This is a genomic window from Saccharopolyspora ipomoeae, from assembly GCF_029952525.1.
Classification (GTDB): Bacteria; Actinomycetota; Actinomycetes; order Mycobacteriales; family Pseudonocardiaceae; genus Saccharopolyspora; species Saccharopolyspora ipomoeae.
Genome location: NZ_JASAOF010000039.1, coordinates 1 through 21,558, shown reverse-complemented (window position 1 = coordinate 21,558; position 21,558 = coordinate 1). Strand labels below are relative to the sequence as shown.

Here is a 21,558-nt window from a genome sequence, read left to right as displayed (position 1 = left end):
CCGTTACCGTTGGGGACTGTGACCGCGATCCGCGAGAGCCAGAGCGCTTCGACTACCGGTAATGGCGCGCCCGAGTGGGGTGCGCGCTCCGCGTTCAGCACCCTCGGGGTGCCGCTGTGGGGCGCCGTGCTGCTGGCCGCCGTCCCGACCGCGGTCGGCACCCTGCTGGACACCCTCATCTGGCAACAGCCCGGGTACATCTTCAAGACGGCCTTCTTCCTCGGGTCCCTCGCAGCCGTCCTGCTGGTGCAGCGGCGCAGCGTCTTCGGTCCGATGGTGCAGCCACCGCTCGTCCTCGGCATCGTGATGCCGGTTCTGGTCCTCATCGCCGGCGCGGGCAGCACCTCCGGCGCGGGCATCGCGGGCAAGGCGCTGTCGGTCGCTCGCCCGCTGATCACGAGCTTCCCGATCATGGCCGGTGCCACCGCGGTCGCGCTCGGCATCGGTCTGCTGCGGATGTTCGTGACGCAGAAGGCCGAGCCCGAGGACGACTTCGACCTCGGCGTCGACCCGGACGCCAAGACCAAGAAGGCCCGGCCGGTGCCGCCGCCGCGCAAGAAGGCGGCCCGCGACGACGAACCGCGCAAGCGCCCGGCCGATCGCGCACCGCGCGAAGACCGCAGGTCGACCGACGGACGCAAGTCGTCCGAAAGCCGCAAGTCGCGCGGAGACGGCCGCAGGCCGCGCGAGGAGGGGCGCGGCGGCGAGCGCCGCGCCGACGGCAGGCAGCAGCCGCGCGGCACCGGTCCGCGCGACGCCCAGGGCCGCCCGAACGGCGACGCCCCGCGGCGCGACGTGCCCCCGGCCGGACGCCCGCCCCGCCCGGCCAACGACCCGCGCGCAGGAGGCCCCCGTCCACCCCGCCAGGGCGCCCCAGGACGGCCTCGCCCGCCGGAACCCCCACCCGGCCGCCGCCCGCGCCGCCCAGGCCCTTAGGGACGAGAGAAGCCGCCCGGCTCCGAACTCCGGAGCCGGGCGGCTTGTCGTCTGGATCAGGTCAGCGGACCGACTTCGGGCTGGCGTTCTCGTCCAGGTCCTTGCGGAGCTCGCGGGGCAGCGCGAAGGTGACCTTCTCGTTGGCCGTGGTGACCTCCTCGACGTCACCCCAGCCGCGCTCGGCGAGGTGGTCCAGGACCTGCAGCACCAGCACGTCCGGCACCGAGGCACCGCTGGTGACGCCGACCGTGGTCACGCCCTCCAGCCAGGACTCGTCGATCTGCGAGGCGTAGTCGATCAGGTGCGACGCCGACGCACCGGCCTGCAGCGCCACCTCGACCAGCCGCTTGGAGTTCGAGGAGTTCTGCGAGCCGACCACGATCACCAGGTCGCACTGCGGGGCCATCACCTTCACCGCCTGCTGGCGGTTGGAGGTGGCGTAGCAGATGTCGTCGCTCGGCGGGGCCTGCAGCGTCGGGAACTTCTCGGTGAGCTGGTCGACGCGCTCCATCGTCTCGTCGACGCTCAAGGTGGTCTGCGACAGCCAGACGACCTTGCTCGGGTCGCGGACCTCCACCTTGTCGACGTCCTCGGGCTTGTCCACCAGCTGCACGCGCTCGGGCGCCTCACCGGCGGTGCCCTCGACCTCCTCGTGGCCCTCGTGGCCGATCAGCAGGATGTCGTAGTCGTCGCGCGCGAAGCGGTTGACCTCCTTGTGCACCTTGGTCACCAGCGGGCAGGTGGCGTCGATGGTGCGGAGGTTGCGCTCCTCGGCCTCCTGGTGGACGGCCGGGGAGACGCCGTGCGCGGAGAACACCACGAGGGCGCCCTCCGGCACCTCGTCGGTCTCGTCGACGAAGATCACGCCGCGCTCGGTCAGGGTGTCCACCACGTGCCGGTTGTGCACGATCTCCTTGCGGACGTAGACCGGCGGGCCGTAGGTCTCCAGCGCCTTCTCGACGGTGATGACTGCGCGGTCGACGCCCGCGCAGTAACCACGGGGCTTGGCCAGCAGAACCCGCTTGGTCCGGCCGGCGTCGCCAACGGTGTCGGTGTCAACGGGGTCGGTTTCGAGGTCGCGGGCCTCGGGCGTGGTCGTCATGCCATCAAGGGTACGGATCCGCGACCCGCCGATCTGCCTCCGGTCGGTGCTCGCTGTCACTCCATCGAGGGGCGTATTCGTGCTCGTCCGGTCGCCGCCGCCACCCCGGTCCGGGATCACATTCCGGCCCTGAAGTGATGGCTTGGCGACCGCTTCTGGGGCAGGCTGGGCCCATGTCAGAGTTCCCCCTGCCGGTGCGGGTGGCGGCCGGTCTGGCCGCGACCGCCGTCGAACAGGCCCGCGCGCTGCCCGCGACGCTGCTCGGCCTGCCCGTGACCGTGGCCAGCCAGACGCTGCAGGCGTCGATGCGGGTCCAGCAGCACATCACCGAACTCGCGATCAAGGGCGACGAGGCGCTGTCGGTGCTGCGCACGCCCGAGGAAGAGCCGGAGTGGGCCGTCTTCGACGAGGACACCGCCCCGGAGCCCGCCCCGGAACCCGCGGCGGAGCCGCAGGAGAACTCGCTGATCGCCGACTACGACGCGCTGAGCCTGCCCCAGCTGCGCGGTCGCCTACGCTCGTTCACCGAGGACGATCTCACCCGACTGCTCGCCCACGAGGAGCGCACCGCCCAGCGCCCGGACTACCTCCGGATGCTGCGCAACCGCCTCACCCGCCTGCGCGAGCAGTAGCGAGCGACGAAGTCGCTCTCTCCTCCACCACCCTCGCCACTCGCACCGCCGCGGGTTCTCAGCGGTCCTCTGGTGAGGACAGCCGCAGCGCCGCGTATCGACATACTCAAGTCGCGGATCCCGGAGCCAGAGGTCCGCTGAGGTTCCGCTACTTGCACCGCCAAGCAGAATGAGCCTGGAAAACAATCTTCGACGAGGAGGAACGCTGACTTCGCCCACCAGCGCCGAGGAGCCGTGGCCGGTTCGGACCGTGGCGCGCAAGATCGCCGACTGGATCAACCGGCTCGGCCAGATCTGGGTCGAGGGGCAGATCACCCAGATCTCGATGCGGCCCGGCGCCCAGACGGCGTTCCTGACCCTGCGCGACCCGTCCGCCGACGTGTCGCTGACGCTGACCTGCGCGTCGTCGCTGCTGCGCAAGATGGATCCGCCGCTGACCGACGGCAGCCGCGTCGTGGTGCACGGCAAGCCGACGTTCTTCGTCGGCCGCGGCACGCTGAGCCTGCGGGTCGACGAGATCCGGGCCGTCGGCATCGGTGAGCTGCTCGCGCGCATCGAACGGCTGCGCCAGCTGCTCAAGGCCGAGGGACTGTTCGACCCGAGGCGCAAGCGGCCGCTGCCGTTCCTGCCGAACCGGGTCGGGCTGATCACCGGCCGGGCCTCGGCCGCCGAGCACGACGTGCTCACCAACGCGCAGCTGCGCTGGCCCAACGTGCAGTTCGAGGTCCGCAACGTCGCGGTGCAGGGCACCAGCGCGGTGCCGCAGATCCTGCCCGCCCTCGAAGAGCTCGACCGGATGCCCGAGGTCGACGTGATCGTGCTGGCGCGCGGCGGCGGCAGCGTCGAGGACCTGCTGCCGTTCTCCGACGAGGCGCTGTGCCGGGCGGTGGCGGCCTGCACGACCCCGGTGGTCAGCGCGATCGGGCACGAACCGGACTCGCCGCTGCTCGACCACGTCGCCGATGTGCGCTGTTCCACACCGACCGGTGCGGGCAAGCGCGTGGTGCCCGACGTCGCCGAGGAGAGCCAGCGCATCGGGCAGCTCCGCGACCGGGCGCGACGGGCGCTGCACGGGTGGGTGGATCGCGAGCGCAGGCTGCTCGACCAGCTGCGCAGCCGTCCGGCGCTGGCCGATCCGCACAAGCCGCTGCAGCAGCGCGCCGAGCAGGTCGCGCAGCTGCGCGACCGCTCGCGGCGGGCGATGAGCGCGGTCCTCACGGCGGAGGGACATGCGCTGAGCGCAACTCGATCACGCTTGACGACCTTGGGACCTGCGGCCACTCTGGCTCGTGGATACGCGATCGTGCAGCGCATCGAGGACACCGACGAGGTCGACGGCGTGCTGCGCTCCGTCGACGACGCGCCCGCGGGCACCCGGCTGCGGGTGCGGGTCGCCGACGGCGCGGTCCACGCCGTCGTACCTGACTGACCAAGGACTTCCACGTGCACCCGAAGCAGGAGCCCTCGTTCCTCCCCCTCACCGTGGGCGCGGCGCGCAGCCGAGAACGGGCGGGCGAGGTCCGGCGCTGCGCCGAGAGCGCCGACGTCACGGCCGCGTGCACGTGGGAGGCGCTGCTCGGCGGGTGCGACTCGGCCGACCGCAAGGACCTGCCCGGGCGGCTGCGCGCCCTGATCGACGCGACCTCCGACTACGTCGGCCCCGCCTGGTGGGAGGCGTCGGCCCACCGACGTAGGGTCGCGGAGGCCCAGCTGCGCATCAACGACGCGGTGCGCGAGGGCGACGGTGCCGAGTTCGCGGAGGCGTTCGTCGGCTACGACCAGGCGATCGCCACCGCGGTGGTGTCCGTGCGAGCGAATGTGGAGAGCCCTGCCCCGTGACCGAGAACCAGCCCGACGAGCACTTCGACCCCGTCGCCGAGCACCCGGAGGTCGCCGAGCTCGGCTACGAGGCCGCCCGCGACCAGCTGGCGGAGGTCGTCAAGCAGCTGGAGGCCGGTGGCCTGTCGCTGGAGGACTCGCTGGCCCTGTGGGAGAAGGGCGAAGCCCTGGCCGCGGTCTGCGAACGTCACCTCGCCGGGGCCCGGGAGCGCGTGGACCGCGCCCTGGCCAGCGTCGAGGACGAGTCCTGACTCAGCTGGTCCGAGCCGTCATGAGCCGATCTCGGGGCCGGTCAGGGCGGCTTCGGCGAGGGTCGTGAACTCGGCTTCGGTGGCGTTGCCGGTGATGAGCAGGCGGACCCCGTCGCGCTCGCTCACCCACGCCTGCTCGTCGCGAACGCCCTGGTAGCGGATCCACTGGCGACCGCCGGCCTCGGTCGTGCCGAGCGCGTGCGGCGGCTGCCGCGTCTCACCGGTGACGAGTTCCTCCTCGGCAGCGGTCGACTGGGCCAAGCGCAGGTAGCGGGCGTCGCCGGTCAGCCAGCCGACCCGGACGACCTCGGTGTGCGAGGGCAGCGTGGTGCTGTTGCTGGAGTTGGCGCGCCAGGTGTCGGGCAGCTGCGGGTCGACGATCGGGAAGTCCACCCCGGCCGCCGCGTCGCGCAGCTCGGCGGGAACGTCCACGGTGGGCACCGATCCGCTGTCCACGGTCGGGCCGCTCGGGGTGAACGAGCACTGCGTGAACAGCCCGGCGATGCCGAACGAGACCAGCACCAACGGCAGGATGGCGAAGATCATCGCCGACATCGTCCGCGGCGGGCGGGACGGAGCCGGTTGCTGGTTGCGGGGTTCAGCCACGACACCCATGCTCTCACCGGCGGCACCGCAGCTCACCGGGTAGGGCCGGAGGGAGTGGGCTGTCCCACGCGAACGATCCCCGAGCCCCGATGATCTGGGAAGATCGCAGCCAACATGCCTGGGCGCGGGGCGTTTTCCCGCCGGACTCGGGCGGTACCGACGATGCCTGACAACGGGGAGGCGCGATGACGCAACGACACCCGGAAGCACCCGACCGCAACCTGGCGATGGAACTCGTCCGCGTGACCGAGGCCGCCGCGATGGCGGGCGGCCGCTGGGTGGGGCGCGGCGACAAGAACGCGGGCGACGGCGCCGCGGTGGACGCCATGCGCAAGCTCATCGGCACGGTGTCGATGCGCGGCACGGTGGTCATCGGTGAGGGCGAGAAGGACGAAGCCCCGATGCTCTACAACGGCGAGGAGGTCGGCAACGGGGAAGGCCCCGAGGTCGACGTCGCCGTGGACCCCATCGACGGGACGACGCTGCTCAGCAAGGGCATGCCGAACGCGCTGGCGGTGCTGGCGGTGTCCGAGCGCGGCACCATGTTCGACCCGTCCGCGGTGTTCTACATGGAGAAGATGGCGGTCGGCCCCGAAGCCGCGGGCGTCATCGACATCAGCGCCCCGATCTCGGAGAACGTGCGCCGCGTCGCCAAGGCCAAGCAGGTCGACGTCGCCGACGTGACGGTGTGCGTGCTGGACCGGCCGCGGCACGAGCAGATCGTCAAGGAGGTCCGCGAGGCGGGCGCCCGCGTGCAGTTCATCTCCGACGGCGACGTGGCGGGCGCGATCGCGGCGGCCCGCCCGAACAGCGGCGTCGACATGCTGCTGGGCATCGGCGGCACGCCCGAGGGCATCATCGCCGCGTGCGCGCTGAAGTGCCTCGACGGTGAGATCCAGGGCCGGTTGTGGCCGCAGAACGACGAGGAGCGGGAGAAGCTGCGCGAGGCCGGGCACGACCCGAACCAGGTGCTGACCACGTCGGACCTGGTGCGCGGCGACAACATGTTCTTCGTGGCCACCGGCATCACCGACGGCGCGCTGCTGCGCGGCGTGCACTACCGCGCCGACCGCTGCACCACGCAGTCCATCGTGATGCGCTCGAAGTCGGGCACGACGCGCGTCGTCGACGCCTCGCACAAGCTCACCAAGCTGCGCGAGTACGCCGATGTGGACCTCGGCGAGGCTGACGAGTAGTCGCCTTCATCGGGAAAGGCGGCAAAAACCCCTGAACCGGTCTTGATCAGGGCGGTGACCTGCGGATTGTCCGCTGGTCACCGCCCTTTTCGCGCTCCGCCTACGACCTTCGTGGGTACGCCCGGGTGATCGGCGCCGTTAGCGTCAGCGGCCAGCCGGCCTTCGGAGCCGGGGAACCCCGGAGGATTCGACCCCCATGCGCATTCGTTCGGTTCTCATCTCCGCGGTCGCCGCGGTCAGCGCCGTGGGCGCGCTGAGCATGCCCGCGGTCGCGGCCGGTGACGACGTCGACCCGATGATCATCGGTGGTCACGACGCGACCGAGACCTACTCGTTCATGGTGTCCCTGCAGCAGCAGGGCGGACACATCTGCGGTGGCGCGCTGATCAAGCCGGACTGGGTGGTGACGGCCGCGCACTGCGTGCAGAGCGGCGGCGACTTCACGGTCCGCGTCGGCAGCAACGACAACACCACCGGCGGCGAGGAAGCCGCCGTGACCAAGACCGAGGTGCACCAGAGCGCCGACCTCGCGGTGCTGCAGCTGGACAAGCAGCTGACCGCCGCGCCGATCAAGATCGCCGCCGAGTCGGGTGCCACCGGCACGCCGAGCCGCATCATCGGCTGGGGCCAGACCTGCCCGGAGAGCGGCTGCGGCGAGGTCCCGTCGAACCTGCAGGAGCTCGACACCAGCATCGTCGACGACGCCGGCTGCACCGGCATCGACGGCGCGGGCGAGATCTGCACCGACAACCCGGGCGGCAACGCCGGTGCCTGCTACGGCGACTCGGGCGGCCCGCAGATCAAGGGCACCGAGGGCAACTGGGAGCTGATCGGCGCCACGAGCCGCTCCGGCAACGGTGACTCGACCTGCGCCACCGGCCCGTCGATCTACACCGACGTCCCGGCCTTCGCCGACTGGATCAACACCACCACCGGCGCCTGAAATCCACTGGCCTGAGCCAACGGCCTGAAATCCACTGGGCCTGAAATCCACTGGGCCTGACATCCACTGGGCCTGACATCCACTGGGCCTGATCCGTCCCCCGACACGGCACCCGGAGATCCCCACATCCCGGGTGCCGTTCCACGTCCGGGTCACCAGGTGACGGTTTTAGCCATAATTGACCGGACAAAAGGGACATTGATCATGGGTGATTATGGCTAAAACTGTCCTCTGGTGACGTTCGAGCCCTCAGCCGAGGTTCGACGAGTGGCCGGGGAAGAGGTGGGCGTCGGGGTTGAGCTCGACGGCGATGTTGTTCACCGCCGTGGCGGCCTCACCGAACCCGGTCGCGATGAGCTTCACCTTCCCCGGGTACGACGCGACGTCCCCTGCCGCGTAGACGCGGGCCCGGCTGGTGCGCATCGTGGTGTCGACCGGGATCGACCGCTTCTCCAGCTCCAGCCCCCAGCTCTCGATCGGCCCGAGGTCGGCGGTGAAGCCCAGCGCCGCGACCACGGTGTCGGCGGGCAGCACCCGCCGCTCGCCGCCGACGTCGATCTCCACCTCGCTGAGACCGCCGTCGTCGCCCCGGATCTCGGCGACCTCGGCGGGCACGATCAGCGGGACGCCGAGCTGCTCGACCTTGGTGACCAGCCCGGCGTGCGCGCGGAACCGGGTGCGGCGGTGCACCAGCGTCACGCTGCGCGCCACCGGCTGCAGCGCCAGCGCCCAGTCGAACGCGGAGTCCCCGCCGCCGACGACGACCACGTCGTGCCCGGTGTGCGCGGACAGCTCGGGGATGAAGTGCACGACTCCCCTGCCGGTCCACTCGTCCCCGGCGGGCAGCGGTCGCGGGGTGAACTCGCCGATCCCGGCGGTGATCAGCACCGCCCCGGCGCGCACCCGCTCGCCCTCGCCGACGTCGACCACCAGCCCGCCGTCCACATCGGACAGCGATACGGCCGGTCGCCCCAGCAGGTAGCGCGGGTCGTACTGCCCGGCCTGATCGACCAGAGCGGTGATCAGGTCGCGGCCGCGGATCTCGGGGAACCCCGCCACGTCGAAGATCATCTTCTCCGGGTACATCGCGGTCACCTGACCGCCGGGCTCGGGCAGCGCGTCCACCAGCGCCACCGACATCCCGCGGAACCCGGCGTAGTAGGCGGCGAACAGCCCCGTCGGGCCCGCGCCCACCACCAGCAAGTCGACCTCGTGCGCCATCTCGGCATCCCGTCGCCGGACCTGTGATACGGATCTCAGGCTAGTCGGCTCCGGGGCTGTTCAGCACGCCTGCTCCGATCAGCCCAATCCGCTGCGGCGCGCGGCGGTACCTGGTGCTGCACCTCACCCCTAACTTCGCCCGAAAGGGGATCAAGTCGGGGAGGGGAATCTCTGTGAAGAAGACGTCCGCGCTGCTCAGCGGCATCGCCGCGGTCGCGCTCAGCGCCGGTTTCGCACCGGCCGCGCAAGCCATCGACAACCCGGGTGCGCTGATCGTCGGCGGCCACGACGCCACCGAGTCCTACGAGTGGATGGCCTCGCTGCAGCGGGAGGGCTCGCACAGCTGCGGGGCCTCGCTCATCGACGAGAAGTGGGTGCTCACCGCCGCGCACTGCGTGGTCGACGCCAAGCCCGGCGACCTGTCGCTGCGCATCGGCAGCCCCACCTGGAGCAGCGGCGGCACCGAGGCCGGGGTGTCGCAGATCGTGGTCCACCCGAACTACGAGACCGAGACGCCCAACGGCGACATCGCGCTGCTCAAGCTCGACCAGTCGGTGCCGGAGACGCCGATCGAGCTGGCCGACTCCTCCGGCGAGGCGGGGACGCCGTCGCGGATCATCGGCTGGGGCGTGACCTGCCCGGTGCGCGGCTGCGGCCAGCCGCCGGAGCAGCTCCAGGAGCTGGAGACCACCGTCGCGCCCGACGCGGGATGCACCCTCAGCGGCATCGACGAGCCCACCGAGATCTGCACCTCCAGCAAGGAACTGCTGGCCAACGCCTGCTTCGGCGACTCCGGCGGCCCGCAGCTGGAGGGCACCCCGGGCGACTGGAAGCTCACCGGCGTGACCAGCCGGCTCGGCAGCCCGGTCCCGGTCTGCGGCACCGCGCCCTCGGTCTACACCGACGCCACCGCCTACTCGGACTGGATCTCCGAGACCATCGGCTGATCACCCACTCGCAGGGCCCCGTCCCGCTCGCGGGGCGGGGCCCTGTCAGATCAGCCACCTAGATCGTTCCAGAACGCCGTTTTCCCCCGGATGTCGCTGGTCAGTGGGGCGCGCCACGCTGACCCGAGCCGATGATCGGCGGGACACTCGAAGCATGGCTGAAACCCAATACCGGATCGAACACGACACGATGGGCGAGGTTCGGGTGCCCGCCGACGCCCTCTACCGGGCGCAGACCCAGCGGGCCGTCGAGAACTTCCCGATCTCCGGCCGGGGCCTGGAGCGCGCGCAGATCCGCGCGCTCGGCCTGCTCAAGGCAGCCACCGCCCGGGTCAACGGGCGGCTGGGCGTGCTCGACGCCGAGGTCGCCGAGGCCATCGCCCGCGCCGCCGACGAGGTCGCCGAGGGCGCGCACGACGACCACTTCCCGATCGACGTCTTCCAGACCGGCTCGGGCACCTCGTCGAACATGAACGCCAACGAGGTCATCGCGACCCTGGCCTCCCGCGCGCTCGGTCGCGACGTGCACCCGAACGACCACGTCAACGCCTCGCAGTCGTCGAACGACACGTTCCCGACGACGATCCACGTCGCCGCCACCGAGGCCGTGCTCACCGACGTCATCCCGGCGCTGGAGCACCTGGCCACCACCATCGAGCGCCGCGCGAAGGACTGGACCGAGGTCGTCAAGTCGGGCCGCACGCACCTGATGGACGCGGTGCCGATCACCCTCGCCCAGGAGGCCGGCGCCTGGGCCTCGCAGGTCCGCTACGGCGTCGAGCGGCTGCGCAGCGGCCTGCCGCGCCTGGGCGAGCTGCCCATCGGCGGCACCGCCGTGGGCTCCGGGCTCAACGCGCCGGAGGGCTTCGGCCAGGCCGTGGCCGAGGAGCTGGCGCGGGTGACCGACCTGCCGCTGACCGAGGCCCGCGACCACTTCGAGGCCCAGGCCGCGCAGGACTCCGTCGTGGAGACCTCCGGTCATCTGCGCACCGTGGCGGTCAGCCTCACCAAGATCGCCAACGACCTGCGCTGGCTGGGCTCCGGGCCGCGCACCGGTCTGGCCGAGCTGGCGCTGCCCGACCTGCAGCCGGGCTCGTCGATCATGCCGGGCAAGGTCAACCCGGTGATCCCGGAGGCGACGCTGCAGGTCGTCGCCCAGGTCATCGGCAACGACGCGGCGGTGGCGTTCGCCGGGTCGCAGGGCAACTTCCAGCTCAACGTGATGCTGCCGGTCATCGCCCGCAACGTGCTGGAGTCGGCGCGGCTGCTCTCGGCCGTCTCCCGGCTGCTGGCCGACAAGGTCTTCGCCGAGGTGCAGGTCAACACCGACCAGGCCCGCGCCTACGCCGAGGGCTCGCCGTCGATCGTCACCCCGCTCAACCGCCACATCGGCTACGAGGAAGCGGCGGCCGTGGCCAAGCAGGCCCTCAAGGAGCGCAAGACCATCCGCGAGGTCGTCCTCGAACGGGGCCACGTCGACAACGGCAAGCTCACCGTCGAGCAGCTCGACGAAGCCCTCGACGTCCTCCGCATGGCCAACGGCGGCTGAGCACCCGGCCGCTCGTCGGGGGATGTGCGCACCATGGGGGCATGGTGCTGTTCTCGGACGTCGTCGCGATCTCCTCGGAGGTCGCGGCGACGTCCTCGCGCAAGGCGAAGACCACCGCCCTCGCGGGAGTGCTCCGCCGGTTGGAGCCCGCGGAGGTCGCGACCGCGACGGCGCTGCTGGCCGGGGAACTGCCCGGCGGACGCGCCGGGGTCGGCTGGTCCACGCTCGCATCGCTGCAGGTCGCAGCGGCACCCGAACCGACCTTGGAAATCGGTGACGTGGCGGGCGCGATCGACGAGGTGCGCGCGATCAGCGGTTCCGGCTCCGGGCAGCGGCGGACCGACGCGCTCACCGGACTCCTGGGCCTGGCCACCGAGGCCGAGCAGCGGTTCCTCGTCCGCCTATTCGGCGGCGAGCTGCGGCAGGGCGCGCTGGAAGGCGTGATGATCGAGGCCGTCGCCGCCGCGGCCGAGGTCCCGACCGGATCCGTGCGCCGCGCGTTCATGCTCTCCGGCAGGCTCCCGGCGACCGCGGAGGCCGCGCTCAGCGGCGGTGAGCCCGCGCTCGCCGAGTTCCACCTGGAGCTGGGCCGCCCGATCCGGCCGATGCTGGCCTCCCCGGCCGAGACGCTCGACACCGCGCTGGACGAGTTCACCGAGTGCAGCGTCGAGTACAAGCTCGACGGCGCCCGCATCCAGGTGCACCGCGACGGCGACGAGGTGCACGTCTACACCCGCACGCTGCGCGAGATCACCCGCAACGTCGGCGAGCTCGTCGCGCTGGTGCGCGGGCTGGACTGCCGCTCGGTGGTGCTCGACGGCGAGACCCTGGCCCTCGACGACGCCGGACGTCCGCGCCCCTTCCAGGAGACGATGGCCCGCTTCGGCGCCCAGGAGCAGCGCGACGAGCTGCTGCACCCGTACTTCTTCGACTGCCTGCACCTCGACGGCACCGACCTGCTCGACCTCCCGCTGCGCGACCGACTGAAGGCGTTGTCGCAGGTCGCGGCCGCGCACCGGATTCCCGGGGTCCTCTCCCCCGCCCCGGACGACGCCGCCGCGCTGTTCGAGGAGGCGCTGGCCCGCGGCCACGAGGGCGTCGTGATCAAGGACCTCTCCTCGCCGTACGCGGCGGGCAGGCGCGGCAAGGCGTGGCGCAAGGTCAAACCCGAGCACACCCTCGACCTGGTCGTGCTCGCCGCCGAGCGGGGCCACGGCCGCCGCAGCGGCTACCTGTCCAACCTGCACCTGGGCGCCCGCGACCCCGACGGCGGACCGCCGATCATGGTCGGCAAGACCTTCAAGGGCCTCACCGACGAGCTGCTGACCTGGCAGACCGCCGAGTTCCAGCGGCGCGCCACCGGCGACGACGGCTGGACCGTGCACGTCGTCCCGGAGCTGGTGGTGGAGATCGAGCTCGACGGGGTGCAGACCAGCAGCCGCTACCCCGGCGGCGTCGCGCTGCGCTTCGCCAGGGTGCTGCGCTACCGCCCGGACAAGGACGCCGCCGAAGCCGACACCATCGAGGCGGTTCGCGGCATGCTCCGCGGCGGGTGAGATCCTGGGCCGCATGAGCAGCGAGGACTTCGAGAGTTCGATCAACATCGGCCCGGGCACCATCGACCCGCGCGACTTCCAGCAGCGCTCGGCCGCGGTCGAGCTGGAGCACTACGTCGCCGTGCTGCTGCTGGAGTCGGAGTCCGAGGGCCAACCGCCGCTCTACGAGGAGTCGTTCGTGCTGCTCACCGCCGAGTCCGCGGAGGAGGCGGCCGAGAAGGCCCAGGAGTGCGGCAAGCAGCAGGAGTCGTCCTACGAGGACGAGAACCACCGCCCGGTGACCTGGAAGCTCAAGCAGGTCGTCGAGGTCAAGCCCCTCGAAGACGCCACCTTCGACGACGGCTCCGAGCTCTACAGCCGCTTCTTCCGCAACCACGACGCCTACCGCTCCCTCGACACCCTCACCGAGGACGACGCCTGAGCCACGTCGTACCCGCAGCGCGGCGGTTGCCCGTATCGTGGTGAGACGTGCAGTTCTTGAACGGGCAAGAGCCCTCTACCGACCTGACCTACGACGACGTCTTCCTGGCGCCCCGGCGCTCGGGGGTCGAGTCGCGCTTCGACGTCGACCTGGCCACCAGTGACGGCACCGGCGCGACGCTGCCGATCGTGGTCGCGAACATGACCGCCGTGGCCGGCAGGCGGATGGCCGAGACCGTCGCGCGGCGCGGCGGCCTGGTGGTCCTGCCGCAGGACGTCGACACCAGCGCCGTCGCCGAGATCGTGTCCTGGGTGAAGACCCGGCACCCGCTGTGGGACACGCCGCTGGCGCTGCACTCCGACGACGCGGTCGCCGACGCCCTCAACCTGCTCCCCAAGCGCGCGCACGGCGCGCTGGTGGTGGTCGACGACGAGGACAAGCCGCTCGGCGTCGTCGACGAGGCCGCCTGCACCGGCGTCGACCGGTTCGCCCGGGTCGGCGAGGTCGCCGACGCCCACCCGGTGGTGCTGCCGCTGGAGACCGACTCCCGCGAGGTCTTCGAGCAGCTGCACAAGCAGGGCCGCACCGTGGCGATCGCCGTCGACGCCGACGGCCGGCTCGCCGGGATCATGACCAAGAAGGGCGCCCTCCGCGCCGCGATCTACACCCCCGCGCTCGACGCCGAGGGACGGCTCCGGGTCGCCGCCGCGGTCGGCGTGAACGGCGACGTCGCCGCCAAGGCCTCCGCGCTGCTCGACGCCGGGGTGGACACGCTGGTCGTCGACACCGCGCACGGCCACCAGGAGAAGATGATCGCCGCGCTCAAGGCCGTGCGCTCCGCGAGCCCGACCGTTCCGGTCGTCGCGGGCAACGTGGTGACCGCCGAAGGCGTGCGGGACCTGATCGACGCCGGTGCCGACGTCGTCAAGGTCGGCGTCGGGCCTGGCGCGATGTGCACGACCCGGATGATGACCGGTGTCGGCCGCCCGCAGTTCTCCGCCGTCGCCGAGTGCGCCGCCGAGGCGCGCAGGCTCGGCAAGCACGTGTGGGCCGACGGCGGCGTCCGCCACCCGCGCGACGTGGCGCTGGCGCTGGCCGCCGGTGCGTCGTCGGTGATGGTCGGCTCCTGGTTCGCCGGGACCTACGAGTCCCCCGGCGACCTGCAGCGCGACGAGCACGGCCGCGCCTACAAGGAGTCCTTCGGCATGGCCTCCAAGCGCGCCGTCTCGGCCCGGACCCGCACCGACAGCCCCTACGACCAGGCCCGCAAGGCCCTGTTCGAGGAGGGCATCTCCAGCTCCCGGATGCGGATCGACCCGCAGAACCCGGGCGTCGAGGACCTCCTGGACCAGATCACCTCGGGCGTGCGCTCCTCCTGCACCTACGCAGGCGCGCACACCCTCGCGGAGTTCCACGAGCGAGCCCTCGTCGGCATCCAGTCCGCCGCGGGCTTCGCCGAGGGCCGCCCCCTGCCGTCCGGCTGGTGACGACCCGCGCGCTCGGGAGGGCGCCTTCTCCTGCGAAGGCGCCCTCCTCGCGCGTCAGGGGGTGTGCTCGCCCTCCAGGAGCTCGGTGACCAGGGCCGCGATCGGGCTGCGCTCCGATCGGGTCAGGGTCACGTGGGCGAACAGCGGGTGGCCCTTGAGCTTCTCGATGACCGCCGCGATGCCGTCGTGCCGACCGACCCGCAGGTTGTCCCGCTGCGCGACGTCGTGGGTGAGCACCACCCGCGAGTTCGAGCCGAGCCGCGAGAGCACCGTCAGCAGCACGTTGCGCTCCAGCGACTGGGCCTCGTCGACGATGACGAAGGCGTCGTGCAGCGACCGGCCGCGGATGTGGGTCAGCGGCAGCACCTCCAGCATGCCGCGGTCCATGACCTCTTCCAGCACGTTCTCGCTGGCGTGCGCGCCGAGCGTGTCGAAGACGGCCTGCGCCCACGGCGCCATCTTCTCGCCCTCGGTGCCCGGGAGGTAGCCGAGCTCCTGCCCGCCGACGGCGTAGACCGGCCGGAACACCACGACCTTGCGGTGCTGCTGCCGTTCCAGGACCGACTCCAGCCCCGCGCACAGCGCGAGCGCCGACTTGCCGGTACCGGCTCGACCGCCGAGCGAGATGATCCCGACCTCGGGGTCCATCAGCAGCTCCAGCGCGATCCGCTGCTCCGCGGACCGGCCGTGCAGGCCGAACACCTCGCGATCACCGCGCACCAGCTTGACCTGCTTGTCCGCGGTGACCCGACCGAGCGCGCTCTGCTGACCGGCCAGCACCCGGACTCCGGTGTTCGGCGGCAGGTCCCTGGTCTCCTCCAGGTCGGCGATGCCGTCCTTGAACAGGGAGTCCACCGACTCCGAACCGACGTCGATGTCCGCCATGCCGCTCCAGCCCGACGACACGACGTCCTGCGCGCGGTACTCCTCGGCGGCCAGGTTCACCGACGCGGCCTTGACCCGCAGCGGCATGTCCTTGGTGACCAGCACGACCTCGCGGCCCTCGGCGGCGAGGTTGAGCGAGCACGCCAGGATGCGGGAGTCGTTGGAGTCCGTGCGGAAGCCCGGCGGGAGCACCGACGGGTCGGAGTGGTTCAACTCCACGTGGACGTGGCCGCCCTCGGGGTTGACCAGCACCGGGTGGTCCAGTCTGCCGTGCTCCACCCGCAGGTCGTCGAGCACGCGCAGGGCCTCGCGGGCGAACCAGCCGAGTTCGGGGTGGTGGCGCTTCCCCTCCAACTCGGAGATGACCACCACCGGGAGCACCACGTCGTGCTCGGCGAACCGGGCCATCGCCCACGGGTCGGACAGCAGGACCGAAGTGTCCAGGACGTAGGTGCGGACCTCGAAGTCACCGCCAGGTGCGGCGGTGCGCGCGGGCTCGTCGCTGCGGACGGCGCTGTGCGCCTGAGGCTGGGAACGTCGTGCGGTCACGGCTACTCCCTCGCGGACGTGCCGAACACGCCCGCTCGTCGGTGGGCCGGGCCTGCCCCCGTCGTGCTCCGGCTGGACCGTCCGGTCCACCGGCCGCGCGAGGGCCGGGCACCGACCCCCTCCGCGACCAAGGTGGACGTGTGAACGTCCCTCCAGCCAACAGCCACGATCAGGGCCTCCCGGACGGGCCGCGTTCGGACGTGCAAGGCAACGGCCCGTCACCGCGAACGCTACCTGCGTGATCGCATTTCGGCAGACAGCCACTTAGGTGATTCGAACCATTCCCGCGCTCACCGCGCGCGACTAGCCCTTTTTCGCAGGTCAGGAGGTTAATAGCAGGTGTCCAGACGATTCGTCAGCAGGTCAGGAGGCGTACGTCGACCCGGACGAGATCGAACGGAATTCAACACTCCCGGTGAAGACCGCTGCTCTTTTCGGGTGAACTTCCGGGCTGCCCGCGCGCCGCAGCTCGCGCTCCGGCGTCCGCTGGTGCAGCACGTCGTCAAGCGATCGGCGGTAACGATCAGTGCTCGATGTTCCGTCCGGGCGGTATTCCGACAACGTCTCCGGGCGATCCATACCTCAACGCGCGCCGTGATCAACGGCCACCCGAACGGCGGACGGAATTGCCGCATTCCCGATTGCCCGGAAAGCGCTCGCGCTTGTCGGCGAAAAACCGCGAACACCTGAGGGATCAGTCCGTCAATACACACAATGGTGTTACCCGAGTGTCGCATTACCAGACCCCTGGATACGTTTCGAACCAGGTGCTTCACTCGCTTCGGAATTCACTCCTCGGGGCAGAAGCACGCACTTGCTCAACTCATCTGACCAAGGAGCAAAGCTGTGCTGAAGAAAGCAGTGATTGTCGCCGGCGCCGCTGCTGGCCTGCTCGCCCTGGCCCCGATGGCCAACGCCGACAGCTCGGACAACGACGGCGTCAACATCCTGAACGACAACAACGTCAGCGCCGTTCCGGTGCAGCTGTGCGGCAACAACGTCGCCGCGCTGGGTGCCGTCGTCCCGATCGCCTCGCCGAACTCCAGCGAGTGCGTGAACGCGCCGATCGTGGACCACCCGAGCGGGTACTGAGGCCCCATCGCGTCGAGGAGGAGCGCCGGGAACGATCCCGGCGCTCCTTTTTCGCGTCCGGCCATTCGCGTTCTACCAGGGCGGAAAGAATTCGCGTTCACACAATGGTGTTACGGAATTTGGGCGAACCGCACGTTCGCTGTAGTTTGCGACCGGAACACATCGCGGTCGGCTCGCCGACCCGGACTTTGTACAGAGTCCGCTGGTGTGAACTCCGAATCCCGCGGAATTCCTAGAGGAGAGTGACCCAAGTGCTGAAGAAGGCTGCGATTGTCGCCGGTGCCGCCGCCGGTCTCCTGGCCCTGGCGCCCGTCGCCAACGCCGACAGCTCGGACAACGACGGCGTGAACCTGCTCAACGACAACAACCTCAGCGTCCTGCCGGTGCAGGCCTGCGGTAACAACGTCGCGGTGCTGGGCGCGGTCGTCCCGCTGCTGTCGCCGCAGAGCAGCGAGTGCGTCAACGCCCCGATCGTGGACCACCCGTCCGCCTGATCGAGCTGATCGCATGGGAGAAGGCCAGGTCGTCATCGACCTGGCCTTCTCGCTTTCCCAGGGCCTTCTCGCTTTCCCAGGGCCTTCTCGCTGCCCCGGGGCCTTCTCGCTGTCCCGGGAGCGTCAGCGCCCCAGGCGGCGGTGCCGGACCGCGTAGTCGCGCAGCGCGCGCAGGAAGTCGATCCGCCGGAACTCCGGCCAGTAGGCCTCGGTGAACCAGAACTCCGAGTGCGCCGACTGCCACAGCATGAACCCGGACAACCGCTGCTCGCCCGAGGTGCGGATGAGCAGGTCGGGGTCCGGCTGGCCCGAGGTGTAGAGGTGCTCGGCGATGTGGTCGACCGTGAGGACCTCGGCGAGCTCCTCGATGGTCGTGCCCGCCTCGGCGTGCTGCTGGAGCAGCTTGCGGACGGCGTCGGCGATCTCCCGCCTGCCGCCGTAGCCGACGGCCACGTTGACCTGCATCCCCGTCCGGCCCTCGGTGCGCAGCGCACCCGCGGTCAGCCGCGCGGCCGTCTCGGTGGGCAGCACGTCCAGCGCGCCCACGATCCGCACCCGCCACGACTGGCCCGGGCTGGTGAGCTCGTCGACCACCCCGGCGATGATCTCCATCAGGGCGTTGAGCTCGTCCTCGCTGCGGTTGAGGTTGTCGGTCGACAGCAGCCACAGGGTGGCCACCTCGACCTGAGCCTCCTCGCACCAGCCGAGCATCTCGGCGATCTTGCGCGCGCCCGCCCGGTGCCCGTGCGCCGCGTCCAGACCGGCTTCCTTGGCCCATCTGCGATTGCCGTCCAGGATGACGCCGACGTGCCGCGGATGCTGCAGTCCGTCGAGCTTCCGGCTGAGCCGTCGCTCGTAGACCGAGTACATGAGTTCTTTCAACCGAACCTTGAGCGCCACGCCAGATGAGACTACGCGGATGCCGATGACCATCGGCGCCGAGCCCAAGCGGCGCAACCACCTTCTTCTTCCGCCACCCGAGCGACCGGCACAGCCGCGCAGCCGGACCGCGGAACGGGTTGCTTGCAACGGAGGTCACAGCGAGCGAAACCTACGGTCCCGTAACCTTTGTTGCGTGACCAAGGCCCTCTCATCTCGCGTCCCTTCGGCATTCGTGAAACCTCGGATGCGCGGCTGGATCCACTTCTGGTCGTTGCTGGCGTTCTTCGCCGCCGGGGCCACGCTGATCTCGCTGGCCGCCTCGACCGTGTCCGCGCAGGCCGCGCTGGGTACCTCGATCTACTCGGTGACCGTGCTCGGGCTGTTCGGCGTGAGCGCGCTCTACCACCGCAAGACCTGGAAGTCGGTCGGCGCGCGCACCTGGATGCGCCGGCTCGACCACTCGATGATCTTCCTGTTCATCGCCGGCACCTACACGCCGCTGGCGATGATCGCGATGCAGCCCACGACCGGCGCGGTCGTGCTCGCCGTGGTGTGGACGGGCGCGCTCGGCGGCGTGATCCTCAAGCTGGCCTGGCCGAACGCGCCGCGCTGGGTCGGCGTCCCGGTCTACATCGCGCTGGGCTGGGTGGCCGTGTTCGTGCTGCCGGACCTGCTGGAGAACGCCGGCGTCGCGGTGCTCGTGCTGCTCATCGTGGGCGGCGCGCTGTACACGGCCGGCGCGATCTTCTACGCGACCCGCTGGCCGGACCCGTGGCCCAAGACCTTCGGCTACCACGAGTTCTTCCACTCGACGGTCACCGCGGCGGCCGTCTGCCACCACGTGGCGATCTGGCTCGCGCTCTACGCCTGAGCGAGGTTCCCGGCGAGGTCGTCGGGGCTGGTGACGGGGCGGTCGCAGACGTAGCCGCGGCACACGTAGGCGGCCGCCGAGCCGTCGACCAGGGGGCGGTCGGTCAGGAGGGGGACTCCGGCCGCTTCCGGGGCGGAGCCGACGACGACCGCGCCGCCGGGCGCCCGGCGGTGGACCACCGCCAGCAGCTCGGCCCGCGCGGCCGCGTCCGGGCCGACCACGGCGACCTGCAGCGGGCCCTGCGCGCGGGCCTCGGCCGCCGTCAGCCAGTGCCCGGCGAAGCGCGGGGCGCGCTGGGCCAGCAGTCCAGCGCGCGACAGCCCCTGCTCCGCGGCGGCGCGGTAGCGGCTCGTGCTCTCCGGCCCGACCAGCGCTGACGCCGTCAGCAGCGCGGAGGTCAGCGCGGCGGCACCCGACGGGCTGGCGTTGTCGGTGGGGTCCGACGGCCTGCGCACCAGCGCCTCGGCATCGGCGGCGGTGTCGTGGAACGCGCCGGGGTGCTCGGCGTCGGCGAACTGCTCCAGCGCGACGTCGAGCAGCTCGCACGCGGCGGTCAGCCAGCGCGGGTCGGCGGTGGCCTGGTGCAACGACAGCAACCCGTCGGCGAAGCAGGCGTAGTCCTCCAGCACCCCGGCGGCCGTGCCGGCGACGCCGTTGCGGGAGGTCCGCAGCAGCCTGCCGTCGACCCGGTGGGTGGCCAGCAGCAGCTCGGCGGCACCGGCGGCGGCCTCGACCCAGGACGGCTCCTCCAGGGCGGACGCGGCCTCCACCAGGGCGGTGATGGCCAGCCCGTTCCAGGCGGTGACGACCTTGTCGTCCTCGCCCGGCTGCGGGCGCTGCTCGCGGGCCGCCAGCAGGCGGTCCCGCACGTGCGCCCAGCGCTCCGGGTCGTCGGGGTCGCGCGGCAGCTGCAACGTCGACGCGCCCTCCTCGAAGGTGCCGTCGGGGGTGACGACCAGCAGCGACGCCGCCCAATCGCCGTCGGAGGACCCCAGCACCTCGCGCAGCTGCTCCGGCGTCCACACGTAGGTCAGGCCCTCGACGCCATCGGTGTCGGCGTCGAGCGAGGCGGCGAACCCGCCCTCGGGGGTGCGCAGGTCGCGGAGCATGAATCCCGCGGTCTCGCGGGCGACGCGGGCGGCGAGCTCGTCGCCGAGCCTGCCCAGGTGCGCGTAGGCGCGCAGCAGCAGGGCGTTGTCGTAGAGCATCTTCTCGAAGTGCGGCACGACCCAGGCGGCGTCGACGCTGTAGCGCGCGAACCCGCCCGCGAGCTGGTCGTAGAGGCCGCCGCGCGCCATCGCCGAGCAGCAGTCGCGCGCCAGCTCCAGGGCTTGCGCCGAGCCGGTGCGCTCGTGGTGGCGCAGCAGGAACTCCAGCACCATCGACGGCGGGAACTTCGGCGCACCGCCGAAGCCGCCGTGATCGCCGTCGGCCTCGGCCCGCAACCGGCCGACGGCGCCGGTGAGCACCTCGTCGTCGAGGATCGTCTCGGGCAGCGGCGAGCGCTGGGCGCTGAGCTGCTCGACGATGCGGGTCGCCGAGGCCCGGACCTCATCACCCCGGTTCTCCCATGCCTGCGCGACGGCGGCGAGCAGCTGCGGGAACGACGGCATCCCCGGCATCGGTTCCGCCGGGTAGTAGGTGCCGCAGTGGAACGGTTCGCCGTCGGACGTGAGGAAGCAGGTCATGGGCCAGCCGCCCTGGCCGGTCATGGCCTGGGTGGCCTCCATGTAGACGGCGTCGATGTCCGGGCGTTCCTCCCGGTCGACCTTGATGTTGACGAAGTGCTCGTTCATCAGCCGCGCGGTGTCGTCGTCCTCGAAGGACTCGTGGGCCATCACGTGGCACCAGTGGCAGGCCGCGTAGCCGATCGACAGCAGCACCGGCACGTTCCGGCGGCGCGCTTCGGCGAACGCCTCCGGGCACCACGGCCACCAGTCGACCGGGTTGTCGGCGTGCTGCAGGAGGTAGGGACTCGTCGCGTCCGCAAGCCGGTTCGCCATGCCCCCAGCCTCCCATCCGGATCTTTCCGACGCACCGGTGAGGGACTGGTCCCGTCTCGTGCGTGGGGGGCGAAGTTCTCATGAGAACTTCGCCCC

General features: G+C 71.3%; 21 protein-coding genes. 15 read left to right on the top strand and 6 right to left on the bottom strand.

Annotated features, from left to right (window positions below; genetic code table 11):
* The first annotated feature begins 18 nt into the window (after positions 1-18).
* Positions 19-936 (top strand): DUF6542 domain-containing protein, encoded by a 918-nt coding sequence (locus QFW96_RS29930; protein ID WP_281459110.1) that lies wholly within the window; start codon positions 19-21, stop codon positions 934-936.
* 61 nt (positions 937-997) lie between these two features.
* On the opposite strand, the gene QFW96_RS29925 is transcribed toward QFW96_RS29930, so the two are convergent.
* Positions 998-2,038: a 4-hydroxy-3-methylbut-2-enyl diphosphate reductase gene (locus QFW96_RS29925; protein ID WP_281459109.1), complete on the bottom strand. Its 1,041-nt coding sequence runs from the start codon at positions 2,036-2,038 to the stop codon at positions 998-1,000.
* Between the two features lie 173 nt (positions 2,039-2,211).
* On the opposite strand from QFW96_RS29925, the gene QFW96_RS29920 reads away from it, so the two are divergent.
* The 4 genes from QFW96_RS29920 (at position 2,212) to QFW96_RS29905 (ending at position 4,760) form a co-directional block, all read left to right on the top strand.
* Positions 2,212-2,670, top strand: coding sequence for a lipid droplet-associated protein (locus QFW96_RS29920; RefSeq protein ID WP_281459108.1), 459 nt, complete (start codon positions 2,212-2,214; stop codon positions 2,668-2,670).
* Between the two features lie 169 nt (positions 2,671-2,839).
* Complete coding sequence (gene xseA / locus QFW96_RS29915; RefSeq protein WP_281459107.1) at positions 2,840-4,099, top strand: exodeoxyribonuclease VII large subunit; 1,260 nt, start codon at positions 2,840-2,842, stop codon at positions 4,097-4,099.
* Between the two features lie 14 nt (positions 4,100-4,113).
* The gene (locus QFW96_RS29910; RefSeq protein WP_281459106.1) at positions 4,114-4,509 is read left to right on the top strand and encodes a cytochrome P450 family protein; all 396 of its coding nucleotides are present in this window, start codon (positions 4,114-4,116) and stop codon (positions 4,507-4,509) included.
* Positions 4,506-4,760, top strand: a complete 255-nt coding sequence (locus QFW96_RS29905; protein WP_281459105.1) for an exodeoxyribonuclease VII small subunit — start codon at positions 4,506-4,508, stop codon at positions 4,758-4,760. The genes QFW96_RS29910 and QFW96_RS29905 overlap by 4 nt, the downstream gene beginning before the upstream one ends.
* Before the next feature lie 18 nt (positions 4,761-4,778).
* On the opposite strand, the gene QFW96_RS29900 is transcribed toward QFW96_RS29905, so the two are convergent.
* Positions 4,779-5,375 carry a DUF4245 domain-containing protein gene (locus QFW96_RS29900; RefSeq protein ID WP_281459104.1) on the bottom strand — a complete coding sequence of 199 codons (597 nt, stop codon included), beginning with the start codon at positions 5,373-5,375 and terminating at the stop codon, positions 4,779-4,781.
* Positions 5,376-5,551: 176 nt separating this feature from the next.
* On the opposite strand from QFW96_RS29900, the gene glpX reads away from it, so the two are divergent.
* Together glpX and QFW96_RS29890 are read left to right on the top strand one after the other, a co-directional pair.
* Positions 5,552-6,562: a class II fructose-bisphosphatase gene (glpX, locus tag QFW96_RS29895; protein WP_281459103.1), complete on the top strand. Its 1,011-nt coding sequence runs from the start codon at positions 5,552-5,554 to the stop codon at positions 6,560-6,562.
* Positions 6,563-6,758: 196 nt separating this feature from the next.
* Positions 6,759-7,505 carry a S1 family peptidase gene (locus QFW96_RS29890; RefSeq protein WP_281459102.1) on the top strand — a complete coding sequence of 249 codons (747 nt, stop codon included), beginning with the start codon at positions 6,759-6,761 and terminating at the stop codon, positions 7,503-7,505.
* A gap of 249 nt (positions 7,506-7,754) precedes the next feature.
* On the opposite strand, the gene QFW96_RS29885 is transcribed toward QFW96_RS29890, so the two are convergent.
* A complete protein-coding gene (locus tag QFW96_RS29885; RefSeq protein WP_281459101.1) occupies positions 7,755-8,726 on the bottom strand; it encodes an NAD(P)/FAD-dependent oxidoreductase in 972 nt (323 codons plus the stop codon).
* Between the two features lie 173 nt (positions 8,727-8,899).
* On the opposite strand from QFW96_RS29885, the gene QFW96_RS29880 reads away from it, so the two are divergent.
* The 5 genes from QFW96_RS29880 (at position 8,900) to QFW96_RS29860 (ending at position 14,686) form a co-directional block, all read left to right on the top strand.
* Positions 8,900-9,673, top strand: coding sequence for a S1 family peptidase (locus QFW96_RS29880; protein WP_281459100.1), 774 nt, complete (start codon positions 8,900-8,902; stop codon positions 9,671-9,673).
* 154 nt (positions 9,674-9,827) lie between these two features.
* A complete protein-coding gene (locus QFW96_RS29875; protein WP_281459099.1) occupies positions 9,828-11,222 on the top strand; it encodes a class II fumarate hydratase in 1,395 nt (464 codons plus the stop codon).
* Between the two features lie 41 nt (positions 11,223-11,263).
* A complete protein-coding gene (locus tag QFW96_RS29870) occupies positions 11,264-12,778 on the top strand; it encodes an ATP-dependent DNA ligase (RefSeq protein ID WP_281459098.1) in 1,515 nt (504 codons plus the stop codon).
* 13 nt (positions 12,779-12,791) lie between these two features.
* Positions 12,792-13,199 (top strand): DUF4288 domain-containing protein, encoded by a 408-nt coding sequence (locus QFW96_RS29865; RefSeq protein ID WP_281459097.1) that lies wholly within the window; start codon positions 12,792-12,794, stop codon positions 13,197-13,199.
* Positions 13,200-13,246: 47 nt separating this feature from the next.
* A complete protein-coding gene (locus QFW96_RS29860; RefSeq protein WP_281459096.1) occupies positions 13,247-14,686 on the top strand; it encodes a GuaB1 family IMP dehydrogenase-related protein in 1,440 nt (479 codons plus the stop codon).
* Positions 14,687-14,740: 54 nt separating this feature from the next.
* On the opposite strand, the gene phoH2 is transcribed toward QFW96_RS29860, so the two are convergent.
* The gene (phoH2, locus tag QFW96_RS29855) at positions 14,741-16,120 is read right to left on the bottom strand and encodes an RNA 5'-3' helicase PhoH2 (RefSeq protein WP_406692677.1); all 1,380 of its coding nucleotides are present in this window, start codon (positions 16,118-16,120) and stop codon (positions 14,741-14,743) included.
* A gap of 846 nt (positions 16,121-16,966) precedes the next feature.
* On the opposite strand from phoH2, the gene QFW96_RS29850 reads away from it, so the two are divergent.
* Complete coding sequence (locus QFW96_RS29850; protein WP_281459095.1) at positions 16,967-17,212, top strand: hypothetical protein; 246 nt, start codon at positions 16,967-16,969, stop codon at positions 17,210-17,212.
* Between the two features lie 251 nt (positions 17,213-17,463).
* Complete coding sequence (locus QFW96_RS29845; RefSeq protein ID WP_281459094.1) at positions 17,464-17,706, top strand: hypothetical protein; 243 nt, start codon at positions 17,464-17,466, stop codon at positions 17,704-17,706.
* Positions 17,707-17,829: 123 nt separating this feature from the next.
* Here the strand turns inward: QFW96_RS29845 and QFW96_RS29840 are convergent, their stop codons facing one another.
* Positions 17,830-18,606, bottom strand: a complete 777-nt coding sequence (locus QFW96_RS29840; RefSeq protein WP_281459093.1) for an isoprenyl transferase — start codon at positions 18,604-18,606, stop codon at positions 17,830-17,832.
* A gap of 175 nt (positions 18,607-18,781) precedes the next feature.
* Here QFW96_RS29840 and trhA point away from each other — a divergent pair, with 175 nt between their 5' ends.
* The gene (trhA, locus tag QFW96_RS29835) at positions 18,782-19,459 is read left to right on the top strand and encodes a PAQR family membrane homeostasis protein TrhA (RefSeq protein WP_343231419.1); all 678 of its coding nucleotides are present in this window, start codon (positions 18,782-18,784) and stop codon (positions 19,457-19,459) included.
* On the opposite strand, the gene QFW96_RS29830 is transcribed toward trhA, so the two are convergent.
* Entirely contained in the window at positions 19,450-21,462 is a 2,013-nt protein-coding gene (locus QFW96_RS29830; RefSeq protein WP_281459091.1) for a thioredoxin domain-containing protein, read from the bottom strand. The two genes, trhA and QFW96_RS29830, sit on opposite strands and share 10 nt — an antisense overlap.
* Between the last annotated feature and the right edge of the window lie 96 nt (positions 21,463-21,558).

Excerpts from the sequence above, each read along its gene's own strand:
- xseA (WP_281459107.1), top strand. The coding sequence starts at position 2,840 with ATGAGCCTGGAAAACAATCTTCGACGAGGAGGAACGCTGACTTCGCCC.
- QFW96_RS29830 (WP_281459091.1), bottom strand. The coding sequence starts at position 21,462 with ATGGCGAACCGGCTTGCGGACGCGACGAGTCCCTACCTCCTGCAGCAC.
- QFW96_RS29925 (WP_281459109.1), bottom strand. The coding sequence starts at position 2,038 with ATGACGACCACGCCCGAGGCCCGCGACCTCGAAACCGACCCCGTTGAC.
- QFW96_RS29890 (WP_281459102.1), top strand. The coding sequence starts at position 6,759 with ATGCGCATTCGTTCGGTTCTCATCTCCGCGGTCGCCGCGGTCAGCGCC.
- QFW96_RS29865 (WP_281459097.1), top strand. The coding sequence starts at position 12,792 with ATGAGCAGCGAGGACTTCGAGAGTTCGATCAACATCGGCCCGGGCACC.
- glpX (WP_281459103.1), top strand. The coding sequence starts at position 5,552 with ATGACGCAACGACACCCGGAAGCACCCGACCGCAACCTGGCGATGGAA.
- QFW96_RS29885 (WP_281459101.1), bottom strand. The coding sequence starts at position 8,726 with ATGGCGCACGAGGTCGACTTGCTGGTGGTGGGCGCGGGCCCGACGGGG.
- QFW96_RS29920 (WP_281459108.1), top strand. The coding sequence starts at position 2,212 with ATGTCAGAGTTCCCCCTGCCGGTGCGGGTGGCGGCCGGTCTGGCCGCG.
- QFW96_RS29875 (WP_281459099.1), top strand. The coding sequence starts at position 9,828 with ATGGCTGAAACCCAATACCGGATCGAACACGACACGATGGGCGAGGTT.
- QFW96_RS29900 (WP_281459104.1), bottom strand. The coding sequence starts at position 5,375 with ATGGGTGTCGTGGCTGAACCCCGCAACCAGCAACCGGCTCCGTCCCGC.
- QFW96_RS29870 (WP_281459098.1), top strand. The coding sequence starts at position 11,264 with ATGGTGCTGTTCTCGGACGTCGTCGCGATCTCCTCGGAGGTCGCGGCG.